This is a genomic window from Streptomyces sp. WG7, from assembly GCF_049975785.1.
In the GTDB taxonomy this organism is placed as follows: domain Bacteria; phylum Actinomycetota; class Actinomycetes; order Streptomycetales; family Streptomycetaceae; genus Streptomyces.
The window spans coordinates 244,144-260,828 of the sequence record NZ_JBNGGE010000004.1 but is presented as its reverse complement, the minus strand read 5'-3'; the positions used below and the strand labels follow the sequence as shown (position 1 = coordinate 260,828).

Genomic DNA, 16,685 nt, shown 5'->3' with positions numbered 1-16,685 from the left:
TATATGCCAATCAGGGTGCTTTTCGGCGACCGGAACTTCTGAGTCGCATGTGCGTGGGAAGGAAACGTCTCAGTGCCCACCCCCCACCCTCCTCGACCCGCGTACCCGCCGTCCGGCGGGGATCCCGGGGAGTCCGACGAGTTCCTGGCCGCGCGGCTGAGGGACGGCCCCCAGGGCGCGGCCGCCCAGGCCGCCGCGCTGCTGATGGCGCGCCACTGGCAGCCCGCCCACGATTACGCGACCCTCTGCCTCGCCACGTCGGGCCAGGTCGCCGCCATGGTCACCGCCGCCGCCTGGCGCCGGGTGCTGGACCGGCTCGCCCAGGGCGAGCCCGCCACCGCACTGCGTCCGTGGCTGCTGGTGGCCGTACGGGACACGGTTCGGCAGTGGTCCGCCGACGACGGGATATCCGGCGTTCTCCCGCAGCTGCTCAAACCCGCCGGCGGACGCGCCGTGCGGGCGGCGAAGTCCCTGACCCCGGAAAACCGGGTGCTGGCCGCGCGAGCATTCGCGTCGCTTCCCGGACCGGCCCGTTGTTTGCTGTGGCACACGGAAGTCGAGGGTGAGGGCATAAGCGTCCCGGCCGGTCTGCTGGGCATGGATGCCGACACCGCGTCGGTCACACTCGAACAAGCGCGTGAGAAATTCCGCGAGGGTTGTCTGCACGCCCACGGCCAGTTGGCGCCGACCCAGGACTGCCGCTTCCACAGCCGCCTCCTCGACGTTCCGATTCGCCGCGGCGGCGCCCTGCTGCCGGATGTCCGCGAGCATCTGACGGACTGCCGGCACTGCCGGTACGCGGCCGAACAACTCGGCCACTTCAAGGGCGGGCTGGGGCCCCTGATCGCCGAAGCGGTACTCGGCTGGGGGGCCCGGCGCTATCTCGACTCCCGTCCGGGGCGCGGGACGCCGGGAGGCCTCGCCAAGGGCGCCGCCCGGCACCGAGGCGGACGCCCGGGGCTGCTGGCCCGGATTCCCGTGCCTGTACGCCGGGCCCCGGGCCGGCCGCGCTCCGGCCGGTCGGTGCTCAGGCAGTTCGGCGCGGCCTCGGCCGCGGTGACGGCGATCGTGCTCGTGGTGAGCGTGTGGTCGTACGACGGCGGTGGCGCCGATCCGGCCGCCTCCACCAGCGCCGCCGGGGGCGACGGCGTGGCGTCCGCGACCAGCCGTCCGAGACCGCCCGGTGCGGCCGGGCCCCCCGCGGCGGCGGACCGCACGCGGCTGCGCAACGTCGCCGCGGACCTCTGCCTCGACGTCCGGGGAGAGCCGAAGGCGGGGACGGGCGCCCGGCTGGCGGCGTGTTCCGGGGCGTGGACCCAGCAGTGGACCCACGAGGACGACGGACTGCTGCGCAGCGTCGCCGACCCGGGGCTGTGTCTGGACTCGCAGGCGGACGCCGGGGTCGTCGTTCTCGGTACCTGCGCCGACGACGGCACCGGGCGCGGCGACGACGTGCGCTACGACCTGACCGGACAGGGAGAGTTGGTGCCGCGCCGGCAGCAGCGGCTCGCCCTCGCCGTCACCACCGTCACCACGGACGCCGACCTCGTGGTGAAGGTGCGTGACGGCTCCGACGGCCAGCGTTGGCGGACCGAGCCGGTACCGACGGCGGAGGGTGCCCTGTCGGTCGCGGGCACCGGCGCCCCGGACGCCCGGCGGGTGGAGCTGCCGGGCAGCTGAGAGGCGCCGGGCGGGGTCCGGTGCGAGGTGGGTCCCCGCGGAGGCGCGGGGCCACTGGATGTGCGGCTCGCGCCGCGTGGGGCGACCGGTACGGACCCGCGGGTGACGAAGCGGCGGTCACCGGTGGCGCGCGGTGCTGCCGCCACCGGCGCTGCCCGCCGTCCCCAGGTCCCGCCTCGCGTCGCCGAGCTCGCGCCGCCGGCCCCGTACCGGTGAGCATGCCGAGGCCGGCCGCTGGGGGAACGGATCTGTTACAGGGGTGTTTCAGGCCTATTGACGAACGTGCGGATCACGCCATTCGGCCAGTTCGGGCCTCGATGACCGATCAAGAACCACCCCGTTCCGGACTTGGAACGTTCGAATTCTGTGACTTCACGCCACTGATTCAATACGCAAGGTTACCGAAATCCATGGGGTCGAGATGAGTTTCGGCGCCGGACTCGGCAGACTCGCGCTCGCCGTTCCGGCACCGACCGAGCTGGGCCGGCGACACCCTCATATCGAGCGGAAGGATGCACACAATGCGGAACACCGCGCGCTGGGCAGCGACTCTGGGCCTGACGGCGACCGCCGTCTGCGGGCCCCTCGCCGGGGCCTCCCTCGCCTCCCCGGCCACCGCCCCCGCGTCGCTCCACGCCCCCTCGGCCCTCGTGCTGACCGTGGGACACGGAGAGAGCGCTGCCACCGCCGCACCCGTACGCGCGGTCACCCTGACCTGTGCCCCGAAGGCCTCCGGTACCCACCCCGCCCCCGACCTCGCCTGCGCGGAACTGCGGGACGCGGGTGGCGACTTCGACGCGCTGACGGCCGACTCCGGCGTGCTGTGCACCCGGGAGTACGCGCCCGTCGTCGTCACGGTCGACGGCGTCTGGCAGGGCCGGCACCTCTCCTACGAGCGCACCTTCGCCAACGAGTGCGTGAAGAACGCGGGCAGCGCGAGCGTCTTCACGTTCTGAAGGACCGGGACCGCCTGACCCGTGCGGCGTGACCGGCGACTCGCTACTGGGGAGTGCGAGCGCCGCCGTACGGACCCGCGGTCCCGCACCGGGGGCGGCGGACGGAGTGGGGCCGTCCGCCGTCCTCCCCGGAACCGGAACCACGGCGCGGTCAGTCCTTCACCGCCGGTCCGGCACCGTCACCGGTGCCGGACGACCTGGACCGGTGGCTGGTGTCGCACCAGGGGTAGCGCCGACTGCGACGACAGGTGCACAACGCGACCCGGAAGCGGTCGGACGACACCGTCGTCCCGTCCTCCAGCTCCACCTCCACGGGGCCCTCCACCAGCAGCGGCCCCCGGCGCTGGACCCTGACCCGGCGCGGGGAGCCCGCGGGACCGGACGGACGCGGGGGGTCAGACGGGGAGTTCTGCACGGACGACCACCAGTTCCTCCTCGTTCTCGGCCAGGGACAGCAGCCCGCGCTGGCGCAGCCAGCGCTCCCGTCCGCGCACCACGGGACCGAACGCGATCCGCTGCCGCCGGGTCACCGCGGCCTTCAGACCGGCCCCGCGCAGAAGCCCGACGGTCCGTTCGGGATCGCTGAGCGCGGACTGCACCAGCAGCAGCACACCGCCCGGACGCAGCAGGCCGGGGACCTCCCGGCAGATCCGGTCCAGGACCAGCCGGCCGTCGTGGCCCGCGTCCCAGGCCCGCGCCGCACCGCGCGGCCGCCGGCCACCGCCCGGTGCCGGCACGTACGGCGGATTGGCCAGCACGAGGTCGAACGACTCACCGCGCACGGGCGTGAAGAGGTTGCCGTGCCGGACGCGGATCCGCAGCCCGGCCCGCGCGGCGTTCACCCGGGCCGCGCACACCGCACGCCACGACACGTCCACCGCGGTCACCCGGCCGCCCCGCCGTGCCGCCGCCAGGGCGAGGGCGCCCGAGCCGGTCCCCACGTCGAGCACGGCCGCGTCCGGTGGGAGCGACTCGTCGGACAGCGCCCCGGCCAGCAGGGCGGTGTCCTCCTGAGGGGCGTAGACGCCCGGAAGCACCATGAAATTCACGGCTCCCACGTACCCCGGCCGTCACGAAATATGGGCGGCCCCGGAGGGTTCGCGGGGCGGGTCGGGCAGCCGGGTGCGCAGGGACGACCGGCCGGCCCGCCAGTCGGCGAGCAGCCGGGCGCCGAAGCGGTCCTCGACGTACCCGGTGGCGCCGATACCGAAGGCGACGTCCGCCGCGAGGTGCGGTTCCTGCTCCAGCAGCCCGTCGATCACCTCATGGCGCACGATCTGCTCGTGCACCGCGTCGGCCTCGACGTGCTCGTCGTAGAAGTGCTCGGCGGCGGGTCCGGCGCCGGTGCGGCGCATCGCCTCGGCGAGCCGCCGGGAACCCGGCGACGAGGTGATCTCGACCGCCGCGAAATGGCCCACCAGGGCGCCGCGCAGGGCACGGTGCAGACCGAACAGGGACATCATGTTCACCGTGGCCAGGCACTCGGCGGAGGCAGCGTCGAGATGGCGCCCGTACGCCGTGTCCAGGCCCAGGTCCGTCATCAGGTCGGCGAACAGGCGGGCGTGCACCCGGTCGGGACGGCCGCCGCCGTACTCGTCGAACTCCACCGCCGCCATCGCCGCCTTCGCCCGCCCGGACAGCCGCGGCAGCACCCAGGCGTGCGGGTCGGCCTCCTTCAGGTGGTACAGGGAGCGCTGGGCCGCGTACTCGCGCAGATGCCACAACTCGCCCTCGTCCCGCAGGAAGTGGCTGACGCCCTTCCCGTCGACCGGCTCGACGAGCAGCGCCCCGACCGCCTCGTCCACGCTGTCGTGGACCCGGGTGCCGGCCCGTAGCGCGGACAGGAAGCGGTGTTCCAGCGCGGCCCGCACGCGCAGCAGGTCCGGGTCCCACTCGAGGTCGGCGGACACGCCGGCGAAGCCCCGGTAGTGCAGCTCGTAGCACTGGTACAGGGCGAGCTGCAGGTCGTCGCCGTACGCCGGTGCGGCGGCGACGGCCTCCGGGCCGGGCAGCGGGCCCGTGCCGAGCAGGTACGCGCCGACGGCCGCGGAGAGCGGGCCCCGGGCCGTCGGCAACTGTGGTCCTTCGCGGTCGTACTCCATGGCGTCGCGAGTACCCGCACACCGCGGCGGCACCCCCGCCCGCGCGCGGTCCCGCGTCACCCGCCCTCGGCGTCCCGCTGGGCCCCGGTGTTCGGCGAGGTGGCGTCCCCCGCCTCTCCCCGGCGCCGGGCCTCGTCGGACTCCGCGTCGCGGGGCCTGGACTCCTTGATCTCGCGCAGGACCTCCTCGATGGCCGTCTCGGGCTGCTCGTGGGTGCGCTCGTCGTCCTGGGACACGGGTGTCTCCTTCTCTCCTCGTACCGTTCGGTCGTGTGCTCCCGGGTGCGGGAGCGGCGCCTGCCACGTGGCGGGTCAGCCGGGCGCGGTCGCGACACGCAGGGGCACGGGGGCCGGAGTAGCCGCCTCGTCGTTGCGGCGGACGACCTCCGCCCACCAGGACGGGCCGTCCTCGATGTGGCGCAGCAGGATGCCCTCGCGGATCGCCCAGGGGCAGAGCGTGACCGTTTCCAGCCCGGTCAGCTTCATCGCGGTGTGCCCGACCACCGCCCCGGCCAGACTCTGCGCCGCCCGCGGCGCGGAGATGCCGGGCAGCCGGGCCCGCTCGGCGGCGGACAGGGCGGCCAGCCGGCCGATCGCCTCTCCCAGGTCCGAGCAGCGCAGCTGCCGCTCCGTGAACGGCCCGTGCCGTCCCGGCGAGGCCCCGCACAGCCGCCCGAGCTGCTGGAAGGTCCGCGAGGTGGCCGCCGCCGTGCGCGGCCCCTCCCAGCGGATCCGCGCCGCGACGTCCCGCAGCTGATGGCGGACCTTGCGGCGCAGCGCCCGCACCTGCTCCGGTGGCGGTGCCTCCTCGCCGCCCGCGAGGAACTCGTGGGTCAGCCGTGCCGCCCCCAGCGGCAGCGACGCCACGAAGTCGGGCAGCCGGCCGCGGCCGAAGGCGATCTCCAGGGAGCCGCCGCCTATGTCGAGCAGGGCGAGGGGTCCGGCCCGCCAGCCCATCCAGCGCCGGGCCCCGAGGAACGTCAGCTCCGCCTCCACCTCGCCCGGCAGCGTGCACAGGGCGGTGCCCGTGCGGGCGCGGACGGTGTGCAGCACCTCCCGGCGGTTGGGCGCGGCACGCACCACGGCGGTGGCGAAGGCCAGCGGGTCGGCCGCTCCCCAGCGGGCCGCGGTCCTGTTCGCGTCGGTGACCGCCTCCACGAGCCGCTCCACGGCCTCCTCGGGGACCGGATCCCCGGGCTTGACCTGCTCGGACAGCCGCAGCCGCCACTTCGCGGTGTGGACCGGAAGCGGAACCCCACCCTCGGCGTCCGCCACCATGAGCCGGACCGTCTTCGAGCCCACATCCACCACGCTGATACGCATGAAGGCGCAGGTACCCATTTTGGCGCCGGTCCAACGGGCCCGGGGCCGGTACGGCCGGAAACCGGGCGTACCGGCCGCACTCCGGCCCGTCAGGCCAGCTGCCGTCGCACCAGTTCGTGCAGCCGGCCGCCCGTGTCGGCGAGCAGCTCGGCGGGCGGGCCCTGCTGGGCGACCCTGCCGTCCTCCATCACGATCACGCGGTCGGCGTCGAGCACCGTGGACAGGCGGTGGGCGATGACGATCCGGGTGGCGTCGAGGGCCTTGGTGGACTCGATCACCGCGCGCTGCGTCTCGTTGTCCAGGGCGCTGGTCGCCTCGTCGAAGAAGAGGATGCGCGGCCGGCGGATCAGCGCCTGCGCGATCATCAGCCGCTGCCGCTGGCCCCCGGAGACCGCCCCACTGCCGGAGACGATCGTGTGCAGGCCCATCGGCATCCGCTTGATGTCCTCCGCGAGCCCGGCCATCTCGGCCGCCGCCATCACCTCCTCCGGCGTGTACGGCTCGGTGCCGCAGATCACGTCCAGGATCGAGCCGCTGAACGGCTGCGCGTGCTGGAGCACCACCCCGCACTGCCGGCGCACCGCGGACTGGTCGAGGGCGGCCAGGTCCTGGCCGTCGTACAGGACGCTGCCCGACAGCGGCCGGTCGAAGCCGATGAGCAGCCTCAGCAGCGTCGACTTGCCGCAGCCGCTGGCACCGACGACCGCCACGAACTCGCCCGGCCGCGCCTCGAACGACACGTCGTCCAGGACCAGCGGTCCGTCGTCGGTGTAGCGGAAGGACAGCCGCCGCGCCTCGACCGCCCCGGACAGCGGCCCCGGCCGGGTGCTCGCCGTGCGGACCTCGGGCGTGGCGTCCAGGACCGGCCTGATCTCCTCGAACAGCGGCAGCGCGGCCACCGCCGACACGAACGCGCCGGTCAGCTGGGTGACCGAGGTCAGCAGCATCGTCACCGAGGCGTTGAAGGTGAGGAACTCGGCCGCCGACATCGAACCGCGCGCCGGACCGGCCAGGAGCATGAACATCAGCAGGGTGCACAGCGGCAGGTACACCGCGCCGAGCACCGCGTTCAGGTTCTTGATCCGGCCCGCACGCTGCTGGAGTTCCCGGCTGCGCGCGAACTGCTCCGCCCACGCCGCGTACGCGTAGTTCTCGGCCGCCGCGACCCGCAGCTTGGGGAGCCCGCGAAGCGTCTGGAACGCCTGGTTGTTCAGCTTGTTGGTGAGCTTGACCAGCCGCCGCTGCCAGCGCACCTGCCACAGCCCCAGCCCCAGGAACACGGCGGCGACGACCACCAGCATGCCGATCGCCGCGAACGCCATGGGCACGCTGTACCAGAGCAGCAGTCCCAGGTTCATCGCCCCGACGGTCACCGACTGGGCCACCGTCGGACCGACGCCCGCCAGCAGTCTGCGGATCGCGCTGATGCCCATGGCCGCGCCGGCCAGCTCACCGGTGGAGCGCTCGGTGAAGAACTTCGTCGGCAGCCGCAGCAGCCGGTCCCACACCGCGGGCTGGAGGGTCGCCTCCACCCGCCCCTCCAGCCGCAGGATGGTGAGGTTCTGCAGCAGCATGAAGGCGGCCGCGACGACACTGCTCAGCATCACCGCGAGACATACCTGCGCGATCAGCCCGGTCTGCGCCTTCGGCACGAACTCGCCGAGCACCTTGCCGGTGGCGATCGGCACGAGCGCGCCGATCCCCACCGTCACCAGCCCGGCGAGCAGCAGACCGGTCAGATCACCACGCGTGCCCCGCATACAGAACCGCAGCAGCCGCAGCGGACTGAGCCGGCGCTCGGGCAGCGGCCGGTAGAACATCACCGCACGCGGCTCGAACTCCGCGGCGTTCGCCTTCTCGACCGGCGTCTCCCGGCCGGTCGACGGATGGACGGCCACATAGCCGCCGCGCCGCCACAGCAGCGCCACGGGCGCGCCCGACAGGGCCCGGTGACCGATCAGCGGCCCGACGTCGTCCCGCCACCAGCGGCCGTCCAGCCGTACGGTCCGGGTACGTACGCGTGAGGCGACGGCGACCCGCTCCACCGGGTCGAGCCGGTCGCTCTCCGTCCCGTTCCGGGCGGGCTCGGCGAGCGGGATGCCGGCGGCTCCGGCGACCAGCCTGCACGCCGCGTACGTGGCGTCGGCGTCGGCGGATGTGGTGCGCTGCCCCGACCGCTTGCCGATGGAGGCCAGCAGCGTCCGGTCGGCCCGGGCGCGTACCGCCTCGCCGGCCTTGATACCGGCCGCGGTACGGGTCTCGTGGGTGCGTTCCAGCTGCTCGATCCAGCGGTCCAGCGTGGTCAGCAGCCGGTACTGCTGGTCGACCAGGCTCTGCCAGAGCCCCGGGTCCATCAGCAGGTCGGCGGCCGCCTCGTCGCCGTACAGCGCCCCGTACTGCACGCTGCCCGGCGGGACCTGCATCCAGAACACGTCGTCGTCGGTGGGGGCGGCCGCCCGCTCGGTCGCCATCGGCGCCTGGAAGAGGACGGTCAGACCGCGGCCGACGCCGAGGGCGAGGGCGTACTCCAGCGGGCTCGTCGTCGGCGGTACGTACTGGGGGTTGCCGTACTCGTCGTACGACCAGGTCTGCGTGCTCGCCGGCTGGTACAGCTCGCGCAGTCCGATGCGGTGCACCACGCAGTCCCGCAGCGGACGCGCGACCAGCGTGTGCTGCGGCCCGGCGACCGGACCGAGCAGCACCGAGCCCGCCTCCAGGCGGCCCAGGTGGTGCCAGTGGCCCTGCTCCTCGGCGTCCACCGCGAACAGGTCCACCGCGCCGGACGCCACCAGCCACAGCACCTGCGGGCCCTCCAGGTCCAGGCGGCCGAACCCGGCGCAGTCGACGCGGCTGCCCAGCGAGCCGAGCGCCCCGAGGACGAGGTCGCCCTGTCCTTCGTGCACGGATCTCATCTCACCGCTCCCTGACCAGCGCCGCGTACGCGCCGCCGTGCGCGACCAGTTCCTCGTGCCGTCCGCGCTCCACGACCGTGCCGTGCTGGAGCACGACGATCTCGTCGCTGTCCCGGACGGTGCTGAGCCGGTGCGCGATCACCACGCAGGCACAGCCGCGCCGGCGCAGGTTGTCCATGACCACCAGTTCGGTCTCCGCGTCCAGGGCGCTGGTCACCTCGTCCAGGACGAGGATGCTGGGCCTGCGCACCAGGGCCCGGGCGATCTCCAGGCGCTGGCGCTGACCGCCGGAGAAGTTCCGGCCGTCCTGTTCGACCGCGCTGTGGATGCCGCCCGGCCGGCGCATCACGACGTCGTACAGGGCGGCGTCCTCGAGCGCCTCCACCACGGCGTCGTCCGGGACCGACGGGTCCCACAGCGCCACGTTGTCGCGGACCGAGCCCTCGAAGAGGAACACGTCCTGGTCCACGAAGGAGACGGAGGACGCCAGCGCCCCGCGAGGGATGTCCTCGAGCCGCTGCCCGTCGATGCGGATCACACCGTCCCACGGGGCGTACAGCCCCGAGATCAGCCGCGACACGGTGGACTTGCCGCTGCCGGAGCCGCCGACCAGGGCCACCTGCTGCCCCGGCCCTACGGTCAGGTCGAAACCGGTGAGCAGGGGCTTGTCGAGGGGGTTGTAGCCGAAGGAGATGTTCTGCAGCTCCACGTGGCCGCGCAGCCGGCGGGTGGAGTCGCCGGCGCCGCCCGGCCGGTCGTAGAGCGGATCCGCCCGGAAGTTCTCCACGTCCTTGAGCCGGGCCACGTCGGCCGCGAAGTCCTGGATGCGGCCCGCGACACCGTTCAGCCGGGTCAGCGGGGCCGTGAAACGGACCACCAGCGCCTGGAAGGCGACCAGCAGACCGACCGAGATGTGCCCCTCGACCGCCCGCATGCCGCCGATCCACAGGATCAGCCCGCTGTTGAGCGTCGCCAGCGTCGGCGCGACCACGCCCAGCCAAGCGCTCGGCACCCCGAGCCGCTGCTGCTCCTCCAGGGTGGTGGCGTGCTGCCCCGCCCAGGTGCGGAAGTAGCCGTCCTCACCGCCGGTCGCCTTCATCGTCTCGATCAGCTGGAGGCCGGTGTACGCGGTGTTGGTCAGCCGCGCGGTGTCCGCCCGCAGCTTCGCCGTACGGGTGGCGCGCAGCCGGATGACGATCCGCATCGCGAGGATGTTGAGCAGTGCCACGCCGATGCCGACGAAGGTGAGCTGGGGATCGTACGTGTACAGCAGTACGGCGTACAGGACGACCACGATGGCGTCGACGCCCGCCGCGGCGAGGTCGCGGGCGAGTGTCTCGGCGACGGCGTCGTTGGACTGCAGCCGTTGCACCAGGTCGGCCGGGCTGCGCTGGGAGAAGAACGTCACCGGCAGCCGCAGCAGGTGGCGCAGGAAGCGGGCACTGGAGAGAGTGGAGGAGATGATGCGGCCGTGCAGCAGGTTCGCCTGCTGGAGCCAGGTCAGCACCACCGTGAGCAGCACGCACGCCGCCATCGACGCGAACAGCACGCCGAGCAGCGAGGTCCGCCCCCCGATGAGGAACATGTCGATGTAGGTGCGGCTCAGCGCGGGCACGGCCGCGCCCACCGCCACCAGCAGCAGGCTCGCCAGCACGGCGGCGGGCAGCGTGCCGGCGGTGCCGCGCAGCCGGGCCGGCATCGCGCCGAGGACGCCGGGCTTGCGGCCGCCCCGGGCGAAGTCCTCGCCGGGCTCCATGGTCAGCACGACCCCGGTGAAGGAACCGTCGAAGTCCTCCAGCGACACGAAGCGGCGGCCCTTGCCCGGGTCGTTGATGAACACCCCGCGGCGGCCGAAGCGGCGCCCCATGCCGTCGTAGACGACGTAGTGGTTGAACTCCCAGAACAGGATGGCCGGCGCCGTCACCTCGGCGAGGGCGGCCAGGTCCATCTGCATGCCCTTGGCGGTGAAGCCGTAACTGCGCGCCGCCTTGAGGAGGTTGCTGGCGCGCGAGCCGTCGCGGGAGACGCCGCAGGCGATCCGCAGCTCCTCCAGCGGGACGTGCCGTCCGTAGTGGCCGAGCACCATCGCGAGCGAGGCGGCGCCGCACTCCACGGCCTCCATCTGGAGGACGGTGGGTGTGCGCACGGTCTTGGCCCGGTTCTTCGGCACCCTGCGCTTCGGCGGGGCGGCGCGGCGTCTGCCCCGGGTCTCCTGTGCGGTGCTCACGGCAGCAGCCAATCGACGGGACGCTCGTCGGCCAGCCGGATGGAGCCGGTGGCCATGGTCATGGAGGTCAGGCCGAACGGCGGTCCGTCCGCGGACGACCACTCGTAGCCGCTCTTCGTGGACTTCGAGGTGTCCAGCCGGACCGTCACGGCCACCGGCCTGCCCTCCTTGGTGAACTGCTCGCCGAGCTGGCTGTCGCCGAGGAACGCGGAGATCGTCTGCGCCGACTGCACCGAGCGGTCGACCGACTTCACCTTCCCGTGCAGTACGCCGTACTGCTGCGTCGGCACCGACTGGACGGTCAGGTCGACGGAGGCGTGCGCGGGAATGGCGGCGGCGTTCTCGGCGGGGACGTAGACGGTGGCGTAGAGCGGGTCGTCGGTGTGGGCGACCTTCTCGACGGAGGCGACGTTCGCGCCGGTCCGGATGATCTGGCCGACGGTGGCGGCGAGCGCGCTGACCCGGCCCGCGTCGACCGTGCGGACCGTGGTGTCGCCCTCGGCGGTGCGGACCTTCAGTACGGGGGAGCCGGCGGCGAGCCGCTCGCCCTGGCGTGCGAGCACGGCGGTGACCTGGCCGGAGACCGGGCTCTGCAGGAGGTAACTGCCCTGCCCGTGCGTGAGGATGGCGGGCGCGGTGACCGTGGAGGTCACCGAGCCGCTCACCGCCCACACGGACGCGGCGGCCATCGCGACCACCGTCACGGACAGCACCAGCCAGCCCTGCGGGCGGGCGAAGCGCACCGGAAGGTCGAGCTCCTCCGGTGACTGGAGTTTTGCGAGGGCTTGTTGGCGGAACTGCACGTCGGACGTATCCCAGGGTTTTCCGGCGAAGCCACGGAAGACACCGTGGAGGAGGTCACGGAAGAAAAGTCATGGACGAGGGGCTGCGGAAAGGAAGCCGCGGAAGAGGAGGAGGCGCGGAGGAGGCGTCACGCAGGAGGCGTCACGCAAGGGGAGTCGCGCAAGAACGGCCGCCGAGTCCCGGAGCCTGGGCGGCTCCGGGACTCGGCGGCGCAAGGGCGCGATCAGAGACCGGCGACCAGGCCCGCGACCGGGGCGGTGTTCAGGCCGGTGACACCCTCGACGGTGCCGACGGCCGTGTTGAGCAGGCCCGAGACCGGGGCGATGCCGTCCACCAGGCCGGTGACGGTGCCGAGGGCGTTCACGGACAGGCCGCCGGAGACGTTGTCGAGGTCGGCGTCGGAGATCTCGACGGTCTCAACCTGGGGGGTGGAGTTCATGATGGAACTTCCCTTCGTATAGCCATTTCACAAGGGGGGAGCGGCCCCCTCTGGGGACAGATGACGGCCGCGACCGCGGGCGCCGGGCGCCCGTTTCCGGAGCCCTCCGCGGCCCCCGCGGTGCGATGGATCAAAGCACGCGGCCGGTCCGCGGTTCCAATCAATCACCCCTCCCACCAGGGAACTTCCGTCTTCCAAGTGCCCAACGGTGCAGGTCCGCGCACTCCTTCGCGGCGACTTCTTCACATGGTGCGCGACATCGTCCCGTGCGACCCCTTGCCCGTACGGAGGCGAATCCGGCACACCCGCCCCAAAGGAGTGCGGGGCACTTCGGGTTTGTGCAGATCCTCCAACGAGGGTGACCGGGTTGGGCATTCGATGTGCAGATTCACTGAAGCAGGGATTCCGCCCCACGGTCGCAACAGAACGTTTCCGGCCGAATGCGGAGGGTGTCGACCCGGCTCGATTGAACGGCCCGTCCGGCCCCTGCGTACCAACAGCCGTCCAGGCGCCCCCAACAGCCGCCGGACCGGTGGCAGGGACCCCGTCCCAGGAGGTCGAGAAGGTTGAGTCACAAGCGAATTCCGAAGCGGAGGGCCGCGATGGCGGCAGGCGGTGTGATGGCGCTCGGCGCGGCCGCCGTCCTGCTGCCGAACGCCAACGCCTCGCAGGACGGCGACACCTCGGACGACGTCGCGGCGGCACCGAGGACCCTGAAGGCGGCGGACGCGTCGGATCTCGCCGAGCGGCTCGCGGGCCTGCTCGGCGACGCCTTCGCCGGGTCGTACTACGACGCCGGTGAGCGGCGGCTCGTCGTCAACGTCGTACCCGGCGACGACAACCAGGTCGTCGTGGAGGCGAAGAAGGCGGGCGCGGAGGTCCGCGAGGTCGACAACAGCATGGGCGAGCTGAGGGCCGGCGCGCGGACGCTGGAATCCGAGGCGACCATCCCGGGCACCTCGTGGGCGATCGACCCGCGCACCAACAAGCTCCTGGTGACCGCGGACACCACCGTCACCGGCGCCGACTGGGAGCGGTTGGAGTCCACCGTCGAGAGCCTCGGCCCCGGCATGGCGGCCATCAAGAAGTCCGAGGGCACCTTCAAGACCTTCGCGTCGGGCGGTGACGCCGTCTTCGGCGGTGGCGCGCGCTGCTCCCTCGGCTTCAACGTCACCACGGGCGACGGCTCACCCGCCTTCCTGACGGCCGGACACTGCGGCGTCGCGGAGGACCGGTGGTCCGACGCGCAGGGCGGACAGCCGATCGCCACCGTGGACCAGGCGGTCTTCCCCGGCGCGGGAGACTTCGCGCTCGTCACGTACGACGACCCCGCCACCGAGGCGCCGAGCGAGGTCGATCTCGGGGACCAGACCGTCCGGATCAGCGGGGCAGCGGATGCGGCGGTCGGTCAGCGGGTCTTCCGCATGGGCAGTACGACCGGACTGGCCGACGGCCAGGTCCTCGGCCTGGACGCCACCGTCAACTACCCCGAGGGGACGGTCACCGGCCTCATCCAGACCGACGTCTGCGCCGAACCCGGCGACAGCGGCGGTTCCCTCTTCACCCAGGACGGCCTCGCGACAGGCCTGACCTCCGGCGGCAGCGGCGACTGCGCGGTCGGCGGCGAGACCTTCTTCCAGCCGGTCACCACCGCCCTGGAGGCCGTCGGCGCCACCCTGGGCGGCGAGGCGGCCGGCGCCGACGACCGGGCGGGCGGGGCGGAGACCGGGGGCGGCGAGGCCGTCGGCGGTGGTGACGAGTCCGACGGTGGATACGGCGGTGCCGGAGACGGCGGTGCCGGGGACGCCGGCGACGGTACGGGCTTCGGCGGCGCGGACGGATCCGGTCCGACGGGCTGATCCGACCGCCGCACACCTCGGGCACAGGCACACGAACCACCGACCGGCCCTCGACGGACCGGTCGGCGGTGAGCGGTCCGGCCCTCCGGCGGGAGGACCGGACCGCCGTACCTCCCGCACCTCCGGATCCGCGCCCGCACGCGTGGTCCCGGGTCCGCGTCGCCTCCCGTCGCCGCACCGCGGGGCTGGATCCGCCGACCGACACCGGTTTCCCGGTGCGGCGCCGCGCGAATCCGCGCCGCCGACGAGGTGCCGGCGGCGCCGCGCCGGGTACCCGGTCGGCCCCACCACGAGCGAGCGAAGAAACGAGGGACCACGCCATGACCCAGTACGTCCGCGACATCATGACCGGCGACCCGGTGACCGTGGAGCCGCAGGCCTCCGTCACCGCGGTGGCCCGCATCATGCGCGATCAGGACCTCGGCGCCGTCCTGGTCACGGACGGCGGCGAACTGCGCGGACTGGTGACCGACCGAGACCTGGTGATCCGGTCGGTCGCGGAGGGCGGTGACCCGGAACAGACCACCGTGGCCGACGCGTGCAGCGACGACATGGTGACCGTACGGTCCGACGAGGAGCTGAACCACGCCGTCGAGCTGATGCGCGGCCACGCCGTACGCCGGATCCCCGTCGTCGACGACGGCCGCCCCGTCGGCATCGTCTCCCTCGGCGACCTGGCCATGGAGCGCGACCCGGAGTCGGCGCTCGGCGACATCAGTGTGGCCCGGCCCAATCCGTAGCGTCCACGCGCACCGGTTTCACGGAGTCACGCCCGGGGACCCGGAGGCCGACGGCACCGGACGCAGAAGGAAGATGATGCCCGTGACCACCGACACCAGCGAAAAACCCGTCGCCCGTCGACTGGAGACGGGTTGGTCGAAAGCACGCCGCCTGCGGGCCAGGGGCGCCGTGCGCACGTCGATACCGGCCGTCGAGGACGGCACCGCCGCACGCGCACTGCAAGCCGGGCAGGAGACGAACATCGTCAGGGGCGAGGACTGACGACAAGCCCTGACAACGGAGACATGCCCAACGCGCCGGCCTCGACGCCGGCGCGGTGCGCGTCCGGGCCGACCAGCCCCCCGACCCCTTCCCATACGGTGGATCCGTGCGCCTGCTGCTCATGTCCGACACCCACCTGCCGAAGCGGGCGAAGGAACTGCCCGCGCCGCTGCTGGCGGAAATCCCGCACGCCGACGTCGTCCTCCACGCGGGGGACTGGGTGGACACGGCCACCCTCGACCTGCTGGAGGGCCGCAGCCGCAGACTCGTCGGGGTGTACGGCAACAACGACGGGACCGGTCTGCGCGCCCGGCTGCCGGAGGTGGCCTACGCCGACCTGGGCGGCCTGCGCTTCGGAGTCGTCCACGAGACGGGCGCCGCCCAGGGCCGCGAGGCACGTTGCGCCGCCCGTTTCCCCGACCTCGACGTCCTGGTCTTCGGGCACAGCCACATCCCCTGGGACACCACCGCGGACACCGGTCTGCGCCTGCTCAACCCCGGGTCGCCGACCGACCGGCGCCGTCAGCCGTACTGCACCTACATGACGGCGACGGTCGCCGACGGCCGGCTCGGGGACGTCGAGCTGCACCGGCTCCCGCGGCGGTAGGCGGACCCGCCCGGTACGGCGTACGGTGCGTCGCCGGGGCCCGGGCCCCGGCGCGGCGCACCGTACTCGCCGCGCGGCCCTCGGAGAGCACGCCCCGGCTACTCGTCCCAGGCCTGGATGGTGGTCTGCTCGACGATCTTGCCGTCCCGCAGCGACAGCATCGACTCGGCGAGGACCCGCACGCCGTCCGGATACCTGCACTCCTCGGTGAACGCGGCGTGGTCGCCCTGGACGACGCAGCGTTCCAGCCGGTGCGTCATGTCACGGCTGTACACGTCGTCGAGCATCTCGGCGATCTCCTGCCGGCCGTGCAGGACCTTGGGGCGGCTGGGCTGGTCGTACCGGTCGACGAGGCGCACCTCCGCGTCCTGTGCGTACAGCGACACGAGCGGTGCCGCCGTCTCTCCTTCGATGCCCCGGCGCAGTGCTTCGATGTCGAAGCCGGAGCCTGCCGTGGTGCCCATGACGACCTCCTCGAAGGCCGCGACCCGAGGGGAACGGACGGCCGTGGCCCTCACCTCCGAGCTTCCTCCGTCGGGGCGCCCACGGCAATCGTGACCGGGCCCACCGGACCTCACACGTGAGCTGTGCGGTCCGGCCCGTGTTCGCCTCCGGCGCCGGTCGGAGCACGCCTCGACACGACGTAGCGTCGCCGCTCCAGCATGTCACCGACCCGGTGTTCCTCCGTCGTCCGGCGCCGGCCCCGCACTCGGCCGACGGCCGGACCGCAGCCGCCGTCGAGGACCATCCGCCTCCGGGCGGCCCTCACACGCGT

16 protein-coding genes are annotated in these 16,685 nt (G+C 73.2%); 6 read left to right on the top strand and 10 right to left on the bottom strand.

Features of this window, described 5'->3' with window-relative positions:
- Window positions 1-72: 72 nt before the first annotated feature.
- Both ACP4J0_RS07175 and ACP4J0_RS07170 read left to right on the top strand, forming a co-directional pair.
- Window positions 73-1,680 carry a ricin-type beta-trefoil lectin domain protein gene (locus tag ACP4J0_RS07175; RefSeq protein WP_426597759.1) on the top strand — a complete coding sequence of 536 codons (1,608 nt, stop codon included), beginning with the start codon at window positions 73-75 and terminating at the stop codon, window positions 1,678-1,680.
- Between the two features lie 521 nt (window positions 1,681-2,201).
- Window positions 2,202-2,636, top strand: coding sequence for a protease inhibitor (locus ACP4J0_RS07170; RefSeq protein ID WP_426597758.1), 435 nt, complete (start codon window positions 2,202-2,204; stop codon window positions 2,634-2,636).
- A gap of 151 nt (window positions 2,637-2,787) precedes the next feature.
- Here ACP4J0_RS07170 and ACP4J0_RS07165 read toward each other — a convergent pair whose 3' ends face one another.
- From ACP4J0_RS07165 to ACP4J0_RS07125, 9 genes are all read right to left on the bottom strand, one after another.
- The gene (locus ACP4J0_RS07165; RefSeq protein ID WP_426519078.1) at window positions 2,788-3,051 is read right to left on the bottom strand and encodes a CDGSH iron-sulfur domain-containing protein; all 264 of its coding nucleotides are present in this window, start codon (window positions 3,049-3,051) and stop codon (window positions 2,788-2,790) included.
- Window positions 3,032-3,676: a HemK2/MTQ2 family protein methyltransferase gene (locus ACP4J0_RS07160; protein WP_426597757.1), complete on the bottom strand. Its 645-nt coding sequence runs from the start codon at window positions 3,674-3,676 to the stop codon at window positions 3,032-3,034. Before ACP4J0_RS07160 ends, ACP4J0_RS07165 begins: the two co-directional genes overlap by 20 nt.
- A 30-nt stretch (window positions 3,677-3,706) precedes the next feature.
- Window positions 3,707-4,738 (bottom strand): iron-containing redox enzyme family protein, encoded by a 1,032-nt coding sequence (locus tag ACP4J0_RS07155; RefSeq protein ID WP_426597756.1) that lies wholly within the window; start codon window positions 4,736-4,738, stop codon window positions 3,707-3,709.
- Between the two features lie 56 nt (window positions 4,739-4,794).
- Window positions 4,795-4,974: a hypothetical protein gene (locus ACP4J0_RS07150; RefSeq protein WP_426597755.1), complete on the bottom strand. Its 180-nt coding sequence runs from the start codon at window positions 4,972-4,974 to the stop codon at window positions 4,795-4,797.
- Window positions 4,975-5,049: 75 nt separating this feature from the next.
- A complete protein-coding gene (locus tag ACP4J0_RS07145; protein ID WP_426597754.1) occupies window positions 5,050-6,060 on the bottom strand; it encodes a Ppx/GppA family phosphatase in 1,011 nt (336 codons plus the stop codon).
- Between the two features lie 89 nt (window positions 6,061-6,149).
- On the bottom strand, window positions 6,150-8,972 hold the full coding sequence (locus ACP4J0_RS07140) for an NHLP bacteriocin export ABC transporter permease/ATPase subunit (RefSeq protein WP_426597753.1): 2,823 nt from the start codon (window positions 8,970-8,972) through the stop codon (window positions 6,150-6,152).
- Between the two features lies 1 nt (window position 8,973).
- On the bottom strand, window positions 8,974-11,199 hold the full coding sequence (locus tag ACP4J0_RS07135; RefSeq protein ID WP_426597752.1) for an NHLP family bacteriocin export ABC transporter peptidase/permease/ATPase subunit: 2,226 nt from the start codon (window positions 11,197-11,199) through the stop codon (window positions 8,974-8,976).
- Window positions 11,196-12,002, bottom strand: a complete 807-nt coding sequence (locus tag ACP4J0_RS07130) for an HlyD family efflux transporter periplasmic adaptor subunit (RefSeq protein WP_426597751.1) — start codon at window positions 12,000-12,002, stop codon at window positions 11,196-11,198. Before ACP4J0_RS07130 ends, ACP4J0_RS07135 begins: the two co-directional genes overlap by 4 nt.
- A 224-nt stretch (window positions 12,003-12,226) precedes the next feature.
- Window positions 12,227-12,442, bottom strand: a complete 216-nt coding sequence (locus ACP4J0_RS07125; RefSeq protein WP_426597750.1) for a type A2 lantipeptide — start codon at window positions 12,440-12,442, stop codon at window positions 12,227-12,229.
- A 566-nt stretch (window positions 12,443-13,008) separates the two neighbouring features.
- Between ACP4J0_RS07125 and ACP4J0_RS07120 the strand changes: the two genes are divergently transcribed.
- The 4 genes from ACP4J0_RS07120 to ACP4J0_RS07105 all read left to right on the top strand — a co-directional run bounded on the left by ACP4J0_RS07120 (window position 13,009) and on the right by ACP4J0_RS07105 (window position 15,910).
- Window positions 13,009-14,301 (top strand): S1 family peptidase, encoded by a 1,293-nt coding sequence (locus ACP4J0_RS07120; RefSeq protein WP_426597749.1) that lies wholly within the window; start codon window positions 13,009-13,011, stop codon window positions 14,299-14,301.
- A 320-nt stretch (window positions 14,302-14,621) separates the two neighbouring features.
- On the top strand, window positions 14,622-15,041 hold the full coding sequence (locus tag ACP4J0_RS07115) for a CBS domain-containing protein (protein WP_426597748.1): 420 nt from the start codon (window positions 14,622-14,624) through the stop codon (window positions 15,039-15,041).
- A gap of 82 nt (window positions 15,042-15,123) precedes the next feature.
- Window positions 15,124-15,303 carry a hypothetical protein gene (locus ACP4J0_RS07110; RefSeq protein ID WP_426597747.1) on the top strand — a complete coding sequence of 60 codons (180 nt, stop codon included), beginning with the start codon at window positions 15,124-15,126 and terminating at the stop codon, window positions 15,301-15,303.
- 106 nt (window positions 15,304-15,409) lie between these two features.
- Window positions 15,410-15,910 carry a metallophosphoesterase family protein gene (locus ACP4J0_RS07105; RefSeq protein WP_426597746.1) on the top strand — a complete coding sequence of 167 codons (501 nt, stop codon included), beginning with the start codon at window positions 15,410-15,412 and terminating at the stop codon, window positions 15,908-15,910.
- 98 nt (window positions 15,911-16,008) lie between these two features.
- Here ACP4J0_RS07105 and ACP4J0_RS07100 read toward each other — a convergent pair whose 3' ends face one another.
- Complete coding sequence (locus ACP4J0_RS07100; RefSeq protein ID WP_426597745.1) at window positions 16,009-16,374, bottom strand: nuclear transport factor 2 family protein; 366 nt, start codon at window positions 16,372-16,374, stop codon at window positions 16,009-16,011.
- Window positions 16,375-16,685: the final 311 nt, after the last annotated feature.

Coding starts and splice junctions, on each gene's coding strand:
- ACP4J0_RS07170 (WP_426597758.1), top strand. CDS start 2,202: ATGCGGAACACCGCGCGCTGGGCAGCGACTCTGGGCCTGACGGCGACC.
- ACP4J0_RS07160 (WP_426597757.1), bottom strand. CDS start 3,676: ATGGTGCTTCCGGGCGTCTACGCCCCTCAGGAGGACACCGCCCTGCTG.
- ACP4J0_RS07155 (WP_426597756.1), bottom strand. CDS start 4,738: ATGGAGTACGACCGCGAAGGACCACAGTTGCCGACGGCCCGGGGCCCG.
- ACP4J0_RS07145 (WP_426597754.1), bottom strand. CDS start 6,060: ATGCGTATCAGCGTGGTGGATGTGGGCTCGAAGACGGTCCGGCTCATG.
- ACP4J0_RS07140 (WP_426597753.1), bottom strand. CDS start 8,972: ATGAGATCCGTGCACGAAGGACAGGGCGACCTCGTCCTCGGGGCGCTC.
- ACP4J0_RS07125 (WP_426597750.1), bottom strand. CDS start 12,442: ATGAACTCCACCCCCCAGGTTGAGACCGTCGAGATCTCCGACGCCGAC.
- ACP4J0_RS07115 (WP_426597748.1), top strand. CDS start 14,622: ATGACCCAGTACGTCCGCGACATCATGACCGGCGACCCGGTGACCGTG.
- ACP4J0_RS07100 (WP_426597745.1), bottom strand. CDS start 16,374: ATGGGCACCACGGCAGGCTCCGGCTTCGACATCGAAGCACTGCGCCGG.